12 protein-coding genes and 6 pseudogenes are annotated in these 15,889 nt (G+C 57.6%); 4 read left to right on the top strand and 14 right to left on the bottom strand.

Annotated features, from left to right (window positions below; all coding sequences use genetic code 11):
- Positions 1–255: 255 nt before the first annotated feature.
- Complete coding sequence (locus IVA96_RS22455; protein ID WP_247277997.1) at positions 256–1,788, top strand: AMP-binding protein; 1,533 nt, start codon at positions 256–258, stop codon at positions 1,786–1,788.
- Positions 1,789–2,788: 1,000 nt separating this feature from the next.
- Positions 2,789–2,914: a hypothetical protein gene (locus IVA96_RS35630; protein WP_256464600.1), complete on the top strand. Its 126-nt coding sequence runs from the start codon at positions 2,789–2,791 to the stop codon at positions 2,912–2,914.
- A 233-nt stretch (positions 2,915–3,147) separates the two neighbouring features.
- Here IVA96_RS35630 and IVA96_RS22450 read toward each other — a convergent pair whose 3' ends face one another.
- The 11 genes and pseudogenes from IVA96_RS22450 to IVA96_RS22400 form a co-directional block, all read right to left on the bottom strand.
- On the bottom strand, positions 3,148–3,699 hold the full coding sequence (locus IVA96_RS22450) for an Lrp/AsnC family transcriptional regulator (RefSeq protein WP_247277998.1): 552 nt from the start codon (positions 3,697–3,699) through the stop codon (positions 3,148–3,150).
- Positions 3,700–4,104: 405 nt separating this feature from the next.
- The gene (locus IVA96_RS22445; RefSeq protein ID WP_247277999.1) at positions 4,105–4,605 is read right to left on the bottom strand and encodes a hypothetical protein; all 501 of its coding nucleotides are present in this window, start codon (positions 4,603–4,605) and stop codon (positions 4,105–4,107) included.
- Positions 4,606–6,324: 1,719 nt separating this feature from the next.
- Positions 6,325–6,543 (bottom strand): hypothetical protein, encoded by a 219-nt coding sequence (locus IVA96_RS22440; RefSeq protein ID WP_247278000.1) that lies wholly within the window; start codon positions 6,541–6,543, stop codon positions 6,325–6,327.
- 560 nt (positions 6,544–7,103) lie between these two features.
- Positions 7,104–7,373 (bottom strand): DUF6129 family protein, encoded by a 270-nt coding sequence (locus IVA96_RS22435; protein WP_247278001.1) that lies wholly within the window; start codon positions 7,371–7,373, stop codon positions 7,104–7,106.
- A gap of 31 nt (positions 7,374–7,404) precedes the next feature.
- Complete coding sequence (locus tag IVA96_RS22430) at positions 7,405–7,758, bottom strand: DUF3024 domain-containing protein (protein ID WP_247278002.1); 354 nt, start codon at positions 7,756–7,758, stop codon at positions 7,405–7,407.
- 15 nt (positions 7,759–7,773) lie between these two features.
- The gene (locus IVA96_RS22425) at positions 7,774–8,013 is read right to left on the bottom strand and encodes a nitrogen fixation protein NifZ (RefSeq protein ID WP_247278003.1); all 240 of its coding nucleotides are present in this window, start codon (positions 8,011–8,013) and stop codon (positions 7,774–7,776) included.
- Positions 8,010–8,324 (bottom strand): nitrogen fixation protein NifZ, encoded by a 315-nt coding sequence (locus IVA96_RS22420; RefSeq protein ID WP_247278004.1) that lies wholly within the window; start codon positions 8,322–8,324, stop codon positions 8,010–8,012. Before IVA96_RS22420 ends, IVA96_RS22425 begins: the two co-directional genes overlap by 4 nt.
- A gap of 198 nt (positions 8,325–8,522) precedes the next feature.
- A pseudogene (locus tag IVA96_RS22415) lies at positions 8,523–9,334 on the bottom strand (hypothetical protein); the annotation flags it as partial.
- Between the two features lie 379 nt (positions 9,335–9,713).
- Positions 9,714–9,998 (bottom strand): SIR2 family protein, encoded by a 285-nt coding sequence (locus tag IVA96_RS22410; protein WP_247278005.1) that lies wholly within the window; start codon positions 9,996–9,998, stop codon positions 9,714–9,716.
- A gap of 508 nt (positions 9,999–10,506) precedes the next feature.
- A pseudogene (gene nifT, locus IVA96_RS22405) lies at positions 10,507–10,698 on the bottom strand (putative nitrogen fixation protein NifT); the annotation flags it as partial.
- Positions 10,695–11,885 (bottom strand): annotated as a pseudogene (locus IVA96_RS22400) (aminotransferase class V-fold PLP-dependent enzyme). The pseudogenes nifT and IVA96_RS22400, both read right to left, overlap by 4 nt.
- A 55-nt stretch (positions 11,886–11,940) precedes the next feature.
- Here IVA96_RS22400 and groEL point away from each other — a divergent pair.
- Positions 11,941–12,336, top strand: a pseudogene (gene groEL / locus IVA96_RS22395) (chaperonin GroEL); the annotation flags it as partial.
- A gap of 895 nt (positions 12,337–13,231) precedes the next feature.
- Here groEL and IVA96_RS22390 read toward each other — a convergent pair.
- The 3 genes and pseudogenes from IVA96_RS22390 to IVA96_RS22380 form a co-directional block, all read right to left on the bottom strand.
- Positions 13,232–13,812, bottom strand: a pseudogene (locus IVA96_RS22390) (transposase); the annotation flags it as partial.
- 747 nt (positions 13,813–14,559) lie between these two features.
- Positions 14,560–14,802 (bottom strand): annotated as a pseudogene (locus tag IVA96_RS22385) (hypothetical protein); the annotation flags it as partial.
- A gap of 26 nt (positions 14,803–14,828) precedes the next feature.
- On the bottom strand, positions 14,829–15,029 hold the full coding sequence (locus IVA96_RS22380) for a hypothetical protein (RefSeq protein ID WP_247278006.1): 201 nt from the start codon (positions 15,027–15,029) through the stop codon (positions 14,829–14,831).
- Positions 15,030–15,235: 206 nt separating this feature from the next.
- Between IVA96_RS22380 and IVA96_RS22375 the strand changes: the two genes are divergently transcribed.
- A complete protein-coding gene (locus IVA96_RS22375) occupies positions 15,236–15,412 on the top strand; it encodes a hypothetical protein (protein ID WP_247278007.1) in 177 nt (58 codons plus the stop codon).
- Positions 15,413–15,889 lie beyond the last annotated feature (477 nt).

The raw sequence follows: 15,889 nt of genomic DNA, 5'->3' as shown, positions 1-15,889 counted from the left end.
CGCCACCCGGCAATACCGTCATGTGGCGCGGGCTGTCACGCCTCACCGACATAGCGCTAGGTGTCGTGGTCGGAGGAGAATTTGTGGGTAATTGAAAGCAAGACCGTATGCTTACGACTGAGATCGCTTGACTGCTCGCGGGAAGGCCATCCGATGCGATCTGATCGCGATCGAGAGCTTCCGAACGACTCAGGAAGTCAGGGGTTTAAGCAGTTTTGCAAGTACGTAGCGAACCTGAGCGAAAGGGGGACAAAGGTGGATCTTTGCACACTGATTGAGCGTAACGCGTCGTTTACTCCCGACAAACCCGCGATCCACTTCGACGGGGGCACCCTAAGCTACTCCGCCTTCACTCAAAGGATCGAGCAAATCGCTCGTGCTCTAAAACATCAGCTCGGCATCGAGAGAGGCGACCGCGTCGCGATCCTTGGCCTCAACCGGCCCGACTACCTGGCCCTGCTCTATGCCTGCGCGCGACTCGGCGCAATGCTCGTTCCATTAAATTGGCGGCTTACGGTCGCGGAACAGTTGTTCATCCTCTCCGACGCCGGTCCCAAAGTGCTAGTTCTAGAACAGGCCTTTGATGCGCTGCTACCAGCTCTGGCGGGGCAATTGCCCGAAACCTTTGTTGCGGGTTTGGACTTTTCGCCTCTCGGCGGGAGTAAGTGGGACTGCCTGGTAGACCAGGGCCGAGGCGACGATCGCAATCAGCACACGGACCTGTCTTGCCCGCTTCTGATTGTCTATACTTCGGGTACCACAGGGCGGCCGAAAGGCGCTGTGCTGCGTCAAGACGCGTTGCTGTGGAATGGAATTATGAGTCAGCACATGCATAACCTCGGCTCGACCGATCATGTCCTGACAGTCTTGCCGCTGTTTCACGTTGGCGGCCTGAATATCCAGACCACGCCGGCGCTGCATCACGGCGCGACCGTCACCATTCACACGCGATTTACGCCCGAGGCGACGCTTGCTGCGATCGAACGCGACAGACCTACGCTGGCTGCGTTGGTGCCTACCACGATGCAATTCCTAACCGACCATCCTCAGTGGCGGACGACGGACCTCTCCTCACTGAAGGCAATTTGCACCGGTTCAACGATGGTCCCGCAGCACCTTATCGAACGCTTTGTCGCACGTGGGGTGCCAGTGCTGCAGGTTTACGGTTCGACCGAGACCTGCCCTATTGCTGTTTATACGAGGCTCGGCGGCGATCTTACGCGTAAGGGCTCGAGCGGCTTGCCCGGCCTATGCTGCGAAGCGGCTATTCTCGATGATACCGGCAACAAGTTGCAGGCAGGCAGCCCGGGCGAGATCGCCGTACGAGGCCCCAATGTCTTCAGCGGGTATTGGGGCGCTCAACAAACAACGCGCGAGCCTTTGCACAATGGCTGGTATCTCACCGGTGACATCGGCTGCCGCAATGCCGATGGATACTTTTGGGTTCATGATCGCACAAGGAACCTCATAATTTCCGGTGGAGAAAATATCTACCCGGCGGAAGTAGAGCGCGCGCTTATGGAGCATCCCTATGTCGCAGACTGCGCCGTTGTCGGTCGACCCGATCCGCGCTGGGATGAGGTGCCGATCGCTTATGTGATCAGGCGGCCGGGGGTTCGAGTTGACGCGGAAGCACTAATGGCGCATGCAGGCTCGCAGCTCGCCCGCTTTAAGGTGCCGCGCGAAATTTTCTTCACGGAAGAATTGCCACGAACGGCGTTGGGCAAGATCCAGCATTTCGCGCTGAAGGGGCTTACACGATCAAGCCAGCACAACGACGGCGACTGAAGATTTCGATCGGGTTTGGCATTTCCTTTGCCCCGTAGGCGTGGCCGCTGAGGGCCGCGAAAACCCCACGCGTCACCGCGTCGATGCGAACACGGCAGCTGCGAGTTGATCATTTCGGCGCCTTTCGGTCGAATAACGTTGCCCCGAGGTCGCTGATGCCGCGGATCCTCATTATGAATGCCGGTACGGCGCAAATGTCGGGCTCTAATCTGCGACAACCCAACTGTCGCTTGCCCTCCAAGTCGGCTTGGTCTCCGTGTGGTTTGCACAGGAGGGAGATAGGGGGCCCAATTCCGGTATTGGTAAGTCAAGGATTCGCCGACTGTTATCTCTGGATGCTCGCGCAGTTTGAAAGGAGAAGCATTAGAACGCGTCATTTGAACCTCAGAAACGGGAGAGAACGCTCCGTGGACGAGAAGGAAAGAGAGCTCAACAGAACGGCACTCACAAGCGTTTCTCGGCCCATGCGCCTCCTTCTCGGTCTGCAGAGCAGACCGCCGAGCTGCACGACACCAGAGCTGGCATGGTTCGGAATGCCTCTTGAAATGCTGCTGCCGGCATACATTGCCATCCTCTCACCAAATATCGCGATTTACATCTCCTGCGCTTTGAACTTGCGAATCAGATCGCAAATGCCGTTGTAGTCGACGTATGTCGACGGTTCGCACAAGATGTCGTCCATGTCTTCACAGGTGCCGCACTCTTCCAGGAAGTTAATAGAGGTGCTGAGCCGGAGCGACGTCGCCAGTTGGGGTACCCGTCCTCACTCAGCCGATATTCCGATCGTCTCCCACCTCAATTTTTTGGCCTCTCGACGCCGCCGACGCCCGCGTCAGTTAGAGCTTTGCCCGTGTTGCTGCCGGCGTATTCTGGGACGTGATCGAACTGCCCATGCCGTCTTTGGGAGCGCGATTGTATCAATCTTCCTATCAACCGATAAGTAGCGCGCCATTCGAACCAGTCCGGGTTCAAAAGGAGAGATCGCTCTTGCGAGCCTGCGTTGACGCTCGTCCTTGACGAGCGCTTGCAGCAATCCCGTACCAGCGCCTTGCTGAATAAAGCTTCTGATTATGCCAGAAAAATCAGCGACCTGTCGATCGCGCAAGGCGTCTTGAACCTGACCTGACTTGTTCGGCAGTCCGAAACCGCACAACAAGCGCGGCCTCATAGTGTTAGCCTCGGACATTGCTGTTGAGGAGCATGCGCCGAGCCAGATGGAAGTGCTGGAAAGCCGCCTCATTTTAATCGGACCGCATCGACCCAGGCCGAGAGTGCGAGATGGTCGTTACCGCTCTCACAGCGCGGAAAGCGATTATGCTTGATCCAAGATGAGGCCGTTAAGGGTCACGGCGAGATTGGTCACCAGCATGCCAACGACTCCATTGGTAAAATGAAACCGGCTTTGACTCGGTCCAGAACAACTACAGTCTCGAGGCGCTTTATATCTGGATTTTCATTTATCAAGCGTCGGGTGAAATGCTCGTACTCTTCCATATTATTTGCAGTCACCAACAGGATGAAATCAGCTTGGCCCGTGACGTAAAATCCGCTCATCACCTCCGTCATAGTGCGGATCCCCCGCTTAAAGCGATCAATGATGTCGGCTCGATCGCGCTCAAAGAAAATGAGGACCAGCATAGTCACGTTTCGGCCGATCGCCCTTGGCGAAATGATTGAGACGTCTGATTCTATCACGCCCTCTTTTCGTAGGCGCTTAAGTCGGCGCTGAACTCCGGATGCAGATAGGGCAACTTTCGCGCCGAGTTCTTCACTGCTCAGGCGATTGTTGCGTTGAACGAGATCAAGAAGACGAGCATCGATTTTGTCGATTTCCGTGGCTGCATTGCGGACTCTCGAGCGCGACCGCCTCCTCCAGGCATGCGAGGTAGTGCCATTGAGCGTCCCGGTCATCTCTAAACCTTCTCCCTAGCACCTCTACGAATGCACGTCTTCAGCCGACAATGCGCGCACTGACGAGTTGAAAGGCTCAAAACCTTATCGGCGACAGCCAACCACCGATTCCGGCCTTGTGCGCGCCCGGTCGGCTTGCGTCGCCTCCCCTAATTCCAATAAGCCGCTACAGCTCTTTTCCTCACGGCGCTGTTGGTGGAGGTGACTTTGTCTGTACGGCATCTCTCTTGATCCCTGGCAGCTGATTGAACGTAGTCCTTTCGGGAGCGGACATGTGGGCGGCTTAGCGTCACCAATGGAGGACATAGGATTGACCTCCAGCTAGTGCGGGGTGAATTTCCTTCAGCTATGTCACGTCGTCGCCCGTGGCGGCGCGCAGGCCACACTGGCGGCTCTCAAAACCGACTAACGACAGCACTCTTCCATAGGCAGGGCGGCTTCCCGCCTGCGTCCCGTCGTGTGATGATCGATCACTGGACGCAATAGATCAAGAAGCAGCGCGCCCGGTATCGTCCCGCTCGCATCAGCATCGAGAACTGGCATCATTGAAATGTCTTCCTCTACGTCGAATGGGCTTAGGATTGCCTCTCCTCCGGCGTCAGTCAACGTCAGCGGCTTCGCCGCGGCAAACGGCACCTCGATATTGAAATAACTAAAGCGCGGCATCTCCCGGGCAAGGCGCACCAGAAAGGACATTGTTAACGTCACGCCACTGAGCAGCGCATTCAGGACCAGGATCGAAATCTTGGCTGTATCTGCGATACGGCCGAACGATCGAGCATCGAGGGCGCGTCTGCGTTGAGGCTCACGCCGTGGTAGGGCGGCATCAGCATCAGAAGGCTTGCGCCACGCGCGGCCGCATAGCGGACGCGCTCGATTGCAAATTGCGTGCTGAAATGTTTGCATGTGATCATGACCGCCTTGCGACTACCCACATGAGCCAGGGACAAATCAACCGATATATCGCACTCCTGCTCCGAAAACAGAAACTGCTCGGGACAATGAGCCAGAATGCAGATCCATCGGCGCGCTCGTCGATCATGCATTCGAGCACGCGGCGCTGCCCCTCAAGGGCAAGAACTCCGGTTGTGAAAGCCGGTGCGACTGGGAAGAGGCGGCCATAGGCGTATTTCCTTGCATTTGGCATGAGCAGGCGTCCAACAAGCGGATTTTCTTGACGGTCAGATGTCTTTGGGCTCGCTCAGGTCATCAAGAACATTCAATGCGCCTCGAACAGATAATAGGATCCGAGAATGGTCCTCGCAGTGTTCGCCGCCTGCAAGAAAGGCCGCACCAATCATCGGGCGTCCAGCCATCTGCTGCGAAGACTTCGTAGTTGTTGTTCCAGCGGGTCCACCAGAAACTAAAGGCTGCGTTGGTGTAGCTCATGCCATAACCCGCTTCACCTTTCTCTTCCGATGCAGGGCATGAGCAATCCCACGAGGTCATTCCGGCTCTGCGGCAGCCTTTGCCGATGAGATCGGAGCGATAGACCTTTATCCCAGCGTCGTCCGTGGATACGCGGTGTTTTTCGCTCAGCATTTTGGAGATGACTGGAACTGTCCTGCTTCGACCTTATGAGGCGCGGCCCTGCCCCGATCGTGATTATTCCAGATGAGGTCGCATTGGTCGCGGCGCCCGAACTCAGCATCTGGGTAATTTTGGGAAAGTATCCCTTGTAGGACGCAACCGTCTAAGTCAGCTGCCAACTCAGACTTGTCGGTTTCTCGCGTATCGCAACGTAGACGGGATGATTCATCCTAACATATGCTGAGCGGTGTCTTCCGCTTGTACAGCTTTCGAAAAGTAGACGGCGCTAAAGGCTCCGCAGGAAAGAAATGCTAGCGAGCTTTTGTCTCCCTCCCATGGGCTCCTCCCGCGGCCAAGGCATGCTTCTGAGCGAAGCTTGTTCTTGTTCAGCTGAGAAAAGGAAACGACGCCCTATTATAGAGATCGTCAAATTGCCGGCCGTCTCTAGGATTCGAGTGCGCTGGCGTCCGCCAGTATCAGTCCCGTATACATCCTTGTCCACTGGACTCCGGCTGGACACTTTCGGAATGAAGCTGAGGCTTCGGCGATGGTCAGGCGCATCAGCGACAAGACGCTCGAAAGCCGCAGTGCGCGGCTGGACAAGCCGGTGCGCAAAACGCCCGTCTTGGTATCAATCGGACGAGGCCTGTCGATCGGTTATCGGAGGAACGAGACCGCCGGCACGTGGGTGTTTTGCAAAGCCGACGGATCGCGACTATACGGACCCCCGGACACTCGGACCCAACTGTCGACTACAGCGTGGAGTGCAACCGATCTAAGCGCGTGTCCATTACGGGGCCCGATGCAAAACCCACTGTCGACCTCCAAGGTCGCACCGTGCCGTTGTTTCTGAATCATGACCGATCCTGGGAGAACAACGCGCAGTAACCGATCTTAAGCCAGACCCCGTCGTGCCAGCAACGATTGACATAATCGTGTCATTGCCGAAAGTCAGAAGAATTGTAACCGGCAGGCCGTCGCCATGTCTTCGATCTGCGACAGACTCCCTGGCGCCACCCGCTCGATCGCATCGGCTGGACAGCCTGCAAACACCTCGATTTCGTGGCTAGCCACGATATCGATGAATCTCTTCGCTCATGCCAGCGTCACAGCTTGTTGCTTGAAGGTATCAACTGCCGCCCGGGTCAGCCGAAAAACGCCACGACCACGGGGCCGTGAGCGATAGGCAGAGTCGGCTCGGGCCTTGAGAACATCAAACCATTGGTCGGGCGTGAGCCTCGTCGGGCACTCGCTGATCTGGATCACCCTGCCATTCGGGGCGAAGCGGACGTGAATGATGATCTGCGGATTCATATCGTTCCCTTTTTTTGACCAAGGTTTAGAGACCGGTGGGCTGCTCGATTGTGACGTGTTCAGTTTCGTCCCGTTTGGGTGGGTCCCGCGTCGCGACTTGAACTTCGCACCCGCATTGGTGCCAGGTGGGCGGTCCGGGTTGGCGGCGATAATCGCCCGTGTGTTAGGCCTCATACGTTCTTCGGCATTGCCCTGAGCTCGTTTCAGACCAACAGTCGATGTGGGCAAACTCCGCCCGTGCGTCCGCGAGATTGATGGGTATGGACGGCTTGAGAACGAATACGAGGAGGCGATTACCTGTTGCTCCGCTCGATACCGAGCGCCTTCAGGCCAAGCAGGAGCCCAATCGTGCGCTTGGAACCGCAACGCCATACTTGGAGCCAACATAGACCGCGAAAGCTGGTCCGAGCGTCTCAGTCGTCGACCGACTGGAAATTCGCTGCGAACACAATAGCGCTTCGACGGCAGAGAGACGACAACAATGATATCAGGATCCGAGAGCGGAATTGCATTCACCGCCTCCGCGTCATCGAGGCGATTCTCTGCGGGTCCAGTGCCGATCACCGCCCAACATGCCTTCTAGCCAGCACTAATCCAGTCGCTCGCGCCTGGTCGGCCGTGATCTGCATGCAGTGGTCAGATCCATCGATGAGATGCAGGTCAAACTGCGGAAGACGTCGGAATGGCTGCTGCGACAGATCCGACGCATCACATCGAACCAAGGTGAGCTGCGGAAAGCGGCGCCTTAGGTCAGCAACGACGCTAGTGTCTGTGTCAGCTGTCGCAAGCAGGCGTTCGATTTCGATCAATTGTTCTGTGGCGAGCGCCATTGTGATTCCTTATGGCTGTTGCCAATGAGCATCACTGCCAGAACAGCCGCTCGGGATCCGTGTTCAATTCGTCGATAGCCGACGCAAGCCGGTGGAAAATGCTGTAAAATTTCCAGCTTCCTCGCGCATGATTCTTGAAGAACAGTTTCCAGATCCCGCTCACGGCATCGTAATGAAATAGCGCGACATCGATCTGACCGCCATCGTTGTCGATATTGCGCGAGCAGCAGGGACTCTCAATGAGATAGCCAGCCTTTACCGGCGTTACACTCGGCAAGACATAGCGATAGTGCTTGCGCGAGATCAAAGCACGTTCGATCCGCTTGCGATCTAGCTCGTTCGGATGCGCGATCAGCCCGACCGGTACCTCTCTCGACACTCTCATTGCGAGAACATCCCCTCAAAGGACTGTGATCTCTTCTTCAAGACAACCAACGACCAGCCGCTCACCAAAATCTACAAGATAAATCGGCACGCTCGCTTCGGTATGCATTGCGACCCGGACGATCTCGCCGATAGCACCGGCGCCGACCAGGATCCCATCAGGCGGCGAAGTAGCAACTGACTCGTCATTGATGAGATTGACTGCGGTTTTCACGCGCTGGCCCGATCGATATTTTGGAACGCGCGGCTCTGTCATGACACAGCCACTTCCGGCAATGGCAGATCATCTACGGCCTCGTCGACCGGATCGAGCTCTTTGCGCCCCATGCCGACGCGGTAGCCACTTTCAAGAAATTCGATACCGTAGATATAGAATTTCTGCAGGAACGTGCCGATGGAAACGACATAACCCACGTCGCCCTTCTTGACCAGAATGTCGCCGATCTCCTTGCCGCGAAGGGTGCTGTCATTGCGGATGGTACTGCTGGCCCGCACCCTTTCGCCGAAGCTGAACGCGGGCGGCCCGCTTAGCTGGACCACATCACTGTCGCGAACGATCATGTTCATGCACCGCCCCCTCGCGAACCTGCAGGGAGCACGGAGACGCGAGCAGAGGTGCTCTTCTGCAGCATATTGTCCTCGTCTGCGATGAGACATGCCGATTCGTCATCCGCGAGGCGAATCGCCACTTCGTAGCGGGCATGCCGTTCAGGTTCGCGGTTCAGAGAGGTTACCGAATGAGGTGAAAGCCGCTGCGCGAGCTCGGCCCGAGCCTTTGGTTGCGACCGCGGCCAGACGCTTGACCGGCGTCGCCGCGCTTGACGTGCCGGATCCGCTAACTCTCCCTGCCTGGTCGTGATCCTCGCCGCAGGTTCATCCTCAATCTTGGCCTGATAAGCCTTGCGCGTCTCGAAGTCATATTGAACGTCCATGGCCATGACCTTCTCTATGGTGAACTCGCTGCTGCGATCATCTCCGAGCAGGCCGACGGCGTCAGCGCGGCGATGGCGGCAATGCCGCATCATCTTTATCTGACCTTCACAAGCATCCTGCAGGGCCGCCAATTCCTGCGCTGGTCGGGCCTCGCTGGCCTTTGAGCCCGAATGCTGTGCCGTGCTCGGGCGCGGAGATCAGTGGCACGAGAAGTCGTTCTCGGATTGGCCAAGGCATCGCCGGGGCCGGCGATACCGAGCACAGTCAGCTGTGGAATTCTGGTGGCGACCGCGAGCAGCTTTCTCGCCGCCTGCTCAGGAGTGAGCTTCTCACTACCAACACCCGGACGCGATTCATTGGCGCAGTCGTACTTACGATTGCAGTAGTTGCATTGAATATTGCAAGCCGGCGCTACTGCGACATGGATGCGAGCGTAATGATGATGAGCTTCTTCTCTAGCAGGGATGAGTCCTAATTTTGTTCCAGATTTCGGACGGCAGATCGCCTGGGCCAGCCTGTGACCCATAGCTCCGTTTGCCATTCTTCGAAGAGCTCCGGGAACCCTTATAATCGGCGATGACCCGCATCCCGCCGCTATCCTCAGCATCTTTGACATGTTTTCCGCGTCCGGCAACAGCGTTCATATTCAATTCTCTACCAAGTGTGGCCATGGCGACCAGCCTGTGGCCACAGAACGAGAGTTAGCAACTCGCGTGCCATCTCGGACGGCGATGCCATTCCCGCCCTGTGAATGAGTTAGCTAGCCGTGATCCGCACAGTTGTGCACGCGTCAGCGACAGTTCACACGTCGCAAATGCGACAGGCGTCGCAATTGTGACGGAGATGGCCGCTGGGTTCTCATTGAGCTCGCGTGAATTCTCCCAACCCGCACCCGTCGTTTGCGATGCGACCTCTTCCTACTAGCGGACCGCGGCGAGCAGCCCACTTCGCGCCGCTACTTGGCGCTCAACATCTCTATCGCGTGCGGGAGTCATATCGCGATCGGTGTCAGATGTTGCTCGATCAGAAAGTAGAGTTCGTTGCGCGAGAGTGCTTGCGGATCGACCATGCGTAATGGACGTCAGCCGAGCGTTTGGTGATCTGCCGCGCATAAATAGCAAAAAGCCGATCATTGAAGAGACAGCCGAAGAAGAGGAAGCTCCGTCCGTTCCGCCTTTCCTTGATGAGGTTGGGAACTGGTGTCTGGATGCCGATTGCAGTCAGAACCTCAATATAATCAGCGTCAGTAATCAGAAAGCTCTTGACCGGCAGCACGCTCCGTGCGGCTTGCGCAGCACAGTAGGCCAATGGGTCGCCGAGGCATGATCAACCTTTTGGCTCGCCGGATCGTAAATTGGATACCAGCAATCGACGTGGATGCCGGAGCGCGCGATACTTTGCACCTCACCCCATCCGTCGACCGAGTGCCGTCCGCATCGGGCCGTCGTACCAAGAGTCGACTATCACCGGCAGTAAGGATGCTAGATGATGATGCAGTGGTGTCGACTCCACCGGCGGGCGAACGCCTGGACCATCAAAGCCGTCACGGTGGAGCGATGTATGTCGCTCTCGACATTCTGCGCCGGCGCCCAGACATTGCCTTTGGCCTGGCGCGGTAGCGCAACTTTGCTGGAGAAGGCAGAAGGCCTCCTGTGTCATTGGCATATGTGGTCCGATCAACTCGGCGAGGCCAAGTCCGAGATACGGAACAATGCTAGGCTCTCATCCTCACCGCAAGATCGGTAAGAATCACCTTCGCGTCGGCTGCGTTGACAAACTCAATTCGCGGGAGCGCCTTCATCAGTCCGCCCGTCCTCCCCCGCGTCCTGGCATTTATTGTGATCGGCAGCGGCGTGTCGCTCGCCATCTCGGGCAGATCGTCATCCAGCCATTGGCCATTCTGATCCAACCGCGCGAGAGCGTTTCATACTCGGATTCCACGATCGGCTCTTCGAGAGCTTTCTTGCGAACGGCCCGCATCAAGAGAGCGGCGACTCAAGAGTTTCATGAGGTCAATTTTCTGGACCGCGATGTATACTTGCGTGGTTTAGCATGCTCCCGCGAGTTGGCGCGCAGCTGAGCCACAATGTTTGACAGTACGGAGACGACCTGGTCGACCTCTTCGAGGGTTGTCTCACGCGACAGGGGCAAGCGCACCGCGCCGTGCAGGCTCTTCTCCGGCAAGCCCATGGCGTGCAGGACATGCGACGGCTCGATTGAGCAGGATCCGCAGGCTGATCCGAGCGAAGCGGCAATGCCCGCACGATTGAGATGGTGGAGAATTGCGTCGCTTTCGAGATGGTCAAAAGCGATGTTTGTCCTACTTGGTTGCCGGTTGCTGATATCGCCAAGCGCCATGCAGTCGGAGGTGGCTAAAATCCCCTGCTGGAGGCGGTAGCGCAATGCACCAATGCGAAAGCGCTCCGGCTCGAGCCGAGCCGCCGCAAGCTCTGCGGCTTTTCAATGCCCGACGACCATGCCGGGATATCCTCGGCTCCGCAGCGGCGCCGCCGTTCCTGTGTGCCGCCCGAGATCAGCGGCCTGAATTTTTGTGCCTTGCGCAAATCGAGCGCGCCGATCCCCTTAGGACCGTGCAATTTGAGCCCGGACAGCGACAGCATGTCGATGGCACTGTCCTTCAGGTTGATGGGCAGCTGCCTACGGCTTACACCGCATCCGTATGAAACAGCGTGCCCGCCTCTCGCGTCACCCGGCTAGAAACTCCACCGGAAAAATCGTGCCGGGTCTCGTTGTTGGCCTACATAACAGACGCGATCGCAGTACGCGGTCCGAGCGCGCATCGAAACGCCCGGATGTCGAGCCGGCCGTATGAATGTAGAGGGATCACGTGCGTCTTAACGGTCGTTGTCGCCAAATTGCTCGACCAGCGCAAGGATGGCGGAATGCTCGACGGAGGTGACGACTTCGTCGCGGCGCTCCTGCGTCGCGAGCGCAGAAAGGAATTTGGTGTTATTGGCCTCGCTCTCGCCGGATGTGAAGACTATTTCGTGATCATGCGCGCTCCCTAACAATCCTTGCACGCTGCGACGCGCCTGCTTCACGGCTCCGCATCCTCTCGGCCAAAGGCATGGGCGGAGGAGGCATTGCCGAACTGTTCGGAGAAGAACGGCAACATGGCTTGTAGGATGGACGGATTGTCCGTGTCGTCGCGTTGTTGTCGAGATAGATCAGCACTTAATCCTCCCTCAATTCGAGCGCCTTGGTTGCGCCGCCACCCGGATCAAGCGAAGGCGGCGAGGCGATCTCAGAAGATCTCGGCGTCAAGCTGGAGAACGTCACGCTCAACATGCTCGGTCGCACGAAGAAGTTGATGATCGACAAGGAGAACACCACCATCGTCAACGGCGCCGGCAGAAGGCCGACGTCGAGGCGCGCGTGGCCCAGATCAAGGCTCAGATCGAGGAGACCACCTCGGACTACGACCTTGAGAAGCTTCAGGAGCGTCTCGCCAAGCTCGGCGGCGTCGCGGTGATCCGCGTTGGCGGCGCGACCGAAGTCGAAGGAGCGCAAGGATCGCGTTGATGACGCGATGCATGCGACCCGCGCGGCTATCGAGCAGGGCATCGTCCTGGGCAGCGGCGTCGCCCTGCTCTGTGCCTCCGAGCAGCCCAAGGGCCTGCGCACTGTTCCAAAAGCATCAGGATCACACCGCTCAGCGGCGCCTTCAAGTCATTCCGGCAGAAAAAAAGCAGAAGAGCTCTTCGCGAGGCACATCAAGCTGGCCAAGGTGGCAAGTCGGCAGTCGAAAAAACTTATGGTCTTTGGCGTCAGAGGCGATACGAGGCCTTAAATTGCTTAAGCTCTATAAGAAGACGAAGGCGAATAGGCTGGAACATAGGAGTATAAGTCCCGCGGCGGTCACCCCCAGGAGGCGGCCGGAAACAAAATCATGCTCGCGCATGAGCGCCCCTAGTTGCGGCCTGAATTGCAACCGGGCCCCTTTCCTGCGCCCGCGCGGTCAGTTCTTATCCTGATTGCGCACATAATTCCGGCTGTTGCGCCTCGAAAATGCATTTTTTGAGCACCGCACAAGGCTACTCGGCCGTGTTACTGCACGAATGATCGCTATTGCTTTCGGCTCAGCAAACGGCACCTGAAGAGCGGCGCGACATCCTGCCAGCGATGCGTGTCGTTTGGCCCGGATGTGAGGGGTTCAGTAGTTTTTGGTCATGCGTGGGTCTCTGATTTTCCTTGTGGTTTTTGCAATCATCTTGGCGGCGCGCGGGCAGCAGCAAGAACGCTTCGTGTTGCGCCCGACCGCGGCCATGCCGCCGGTCAACGTTCCTTGAGAGCAAGCGCGCGGAACGTGTCGGCGACATGATGATCATTTGGGGGACTTATCTGGTCAATCAGATCCGACGGGCCATCGGCCGGCGGAGATCGTGAGAGTCCAGGTTGGTCTTGCGGCGGCCTCGTTAGCCAGCAGTTACTCTGCGCTTGCGCGGAGGCAGCTCAGCCAGTCTTTCGTGCCGAGTTGGCGCAGTGGCACTTAACTCGCGCAGCACAAGCCAAGCTCATGGAGCTGATCGGAGAGAGACCTTTTGCTTCGGCGCGCCTCGGCCGAGCCCTGTCCGGACTGGCAAGACCCTGGGTGATGCTGTTTCGCACAGCAGCTTGCCGTCTGTCAGGAAGGTGACGGCTTTGGGCTGCACCGTGGTATCCACCGTGACCCGCTTGAGATCGCGCCTGCGCAGTGCTCCGGCGTAGTGCGCCACCCTCTGGCTCTCGGCCAGCAGAAGCTCGAGCTTGCACCAAAGCGCATGCGCCAATGGCTGAGATCCGAGCGCTCATGCGGAAACTCATGCTGGAAAAACGCCTCGCCGGTGAAGTGCTGGAATACGGATCATGGACCCAGCGATCGCACGCGACTTCGTCGGAGAGGTCATAAATGTGCTTGAGCAGCAGCAGCCCAACCACGAAGCGGGTCTCGATCCCAGGGCGGCCCCTTGTCGCTGTACAGCGGTGCAATCTGCGCATCGATCCAATCCCAGTCGACCTTGCCGGCGAGCTGCACCAGCTCGTGCTTCATGTTGATGATCTGGTCGAGCCTGGCACGAAATAGATCGCCTTCTTCGGTCGCTTTCGGCTTCTTCGGTCGCATCGGCTCCTCCGATGCGGCCATCGAATCCGGCTTTCGCGATTCGACGGAATCTCAAACTGCAAGTTGCAGGCTTCCGATGCTCAAACCTATCAAAGCCTGCAATCCGAAACGCGCCAACGTCCGGAAAACCGATTCCTGATCAGCACCTTAGGCGTTGTTCACGGACGACGGTCTAAGAGGGATGCTTCAAGAACGAGGCGGGAGCGAATTGACGTGAGTCAATGCGAACCAAGCGTGTCGGCCATCGATCGCTTTATGCCGAGCGGCATCAGCGCTCAGATACTGTTGCCGGAGAGGCGGCGAGGCTCCCAGGCACTCCGTCCCACTTGGCCGCGCCTGCGCCGTGGCTCCAGCCAACGGCTCACGCGCCGAAACTCGAGGTCCATACATGAATGGCGCACTGCCATCCCGGGATCTTGGATCTGATCGAAGCAACAGCACCTTTCCCTGATATGTGCTGAGATATCAGCACTTCTCGTTCCAGCTCTCCAAATAAAAAGCTCGAACTCCACAACGGCATCGAAAATTCTCCTTCGGCAGCCTGATCGTCGGGCGCGGCCTTAATCGCCTAGATAGTCGGTCTAAGAATGCGGTGCGCACGTTCGGCTCTTCGAGGACCGGCGCGGCCCCGGTCGTTCAGGCTGGCGCCGACGTAGTTCGACAGAATGGGATCGTGCCGGCACTGGCGATGGCAGCTCAGGAGCTCTCCTGTCCTCTGGCCTGGACTTTGGGGGTGCTAGGGCCCGGCTCCATCAGTTCGAGCACCGCTCGTCCCTTGTCCGTGATGCGCCACCCTCCATTCACACGCTCGACGAGTCGCTGCGAAAAAAGGTCGAGCTCGGGCACGCGGGCGCCCATTCTCTTGGTGCGCGCCGCCCAATCGGGACCGCTCGTGGCCAAAATGGCCATGTCTCGCTTGAGGTCCGGCATCGATGCGAACCCGTCCGGGTAGCTCACAAGGATCTTCAGCACCGTGACTTGGAAGTTCACATTAGCACTATCACTGTTGTCCGCACCTACCGCCACATTGTTGGCGCAGAGCGAAGAGCTTCCATGCCGACCTGCCTAAGGCGGTCCGCCGTGATCTCACCTCTGTTGGCGGCGTCCAAGATCTTGGAAGCGACATGGGCCCGAGTGCCGGTTTCGTTGCGAGGCAGACCCTCGCACACCTCCTCAAGAACAGCACGCAAAAGCGCAGTGGTCGTTGCGTCCAACACTTGGCGACTCAGCAAGGCGCAAAGAATGGTAGCACGAGGAAGTACACTGAAACTTTCGAATGAACTACTAGCTGATTCCAAGACTATGAACTTCACCACAGTTGCCGTTGTTTGTTGATTACCTGAAACGTCGCGGCCGTGTCCTCCTCATGGCGCATAGTTGTGATGCTCCTGCTCCGCCACGCCAGTGCCGAGGAACCACCTCCGTGATGGAATCCAGCCCCGGAGAGGCTCTTTTTGACGATTTTCATCGCGATGGCTTTGTCCTCGCCGCGTTACATGAACTCTTTCTCGTGGCGGCGCATCTTCAGCATCAATATCGCGCGCTGAGGCTAATTGAGCTCGCACACCCGATGCTCAACTGCGCGCACGGCCATTCGTAACTTGCCTTGAACTCCTTAATTCTCGTTGAAGCCAAGGTTTCGTTGGGCCGAGACCACGTTCTGGAAGCGTGTGCATAGAGATTGATGACAGACCGCAGGGAGGTCGCCTCCTTCATGGGGTCATCGTCGCGCAAATCGGTCACGAATCCCTCAATACGACTGGATGCTGCGAGCTGGCGCTAATGATTGTCGACATGTTTCTTGATCGATTCTTCACTGGGCTTGCGCTCGAATTCGGTTGCAATTTGCCCGGATTCCAAGAAGGTTTATGACAACGATACGACATGACCTTTGAATTCGTTGCTGGCATTCGACTCACGTTGCGCCACGCTCCCGTAGAGCGTGCGACAGTGCAGATTGCGCCTGTGACAATGACTCCTGAAATCCCCGTCAGTGCCAGCTGTTCGAGTAGCCCAACGTGGAATCCGCGACGCGGTGATGATGTCCAACGATTTCTGATCGCGACTTTGCTCATTT

Origin of the sequence: Bradyrhizobium sp. 159 (assembly GCF_023073795.1) — a bacterium.
Lineage (GTDB): Bacteria > Pseudomonadota > Alphaproteobacteria > Rhizobiales > Xanthobacteraceae > Bradyrhizobium.
Note: the sequence above shows the minus strand (reverse complement) of the source record. Positions and strands in the feature narration are given on the sequence as shown.

Bases quoted from the DNA above. Each gene is read 5' to 3' on its own strand.
- IVA96_RS22450 (WP_247277998.1), bottom strand. From the start codon at position 3,699: ATGACCGGGACGCTCAATGGCACTACCTCGCATGCCTGGAGGAGGCGG.
- IVA96_RS22445 (WP_247277999.1), bottom strand. From the start codon at position 4,605: ATGCAAACATTTCAGCACGCAATTTGCAATCGAGCGCGTCCGCTATGC.
- IVA96_RS22440 (WP_247278000.1), bottom strand. From the start codon at position 6,543: ATGAATCCGCAGATCATCATTCACGTCCGCTTCGCCCCGAATGGCAGG.
- IVA96_RS22435 (WP_247278001.1), bottom strand. From the start codon at position 7,373: ATGGCGCTCGCCACAGAACAATTGATCGAAATCGAACGCCTGCTTGCG.
- IVA96_RS22430 (WP_247278002.1), bottom strand. From the start codon at position 7,758: ATGAGAGTGTCGAGAGAGGTACCGGTCGGGCTGATCGCGCATCCGAAC.
- IVA96_RS22425 (WP_247278003.1), bottom strand. From the start codon at position 8,013: ATGACAGAGCCGCGCGTTCCAAAATATCGATCGGGCCAGCGCGTGAAA.
- IVA96_RS22420 (WP_247278004.1), bottom strand. From the start codon at position 8,324: ATGAACATGATCGTTCGCGACAGTGATGTGGTCCAGCTAAGCGGGCCG.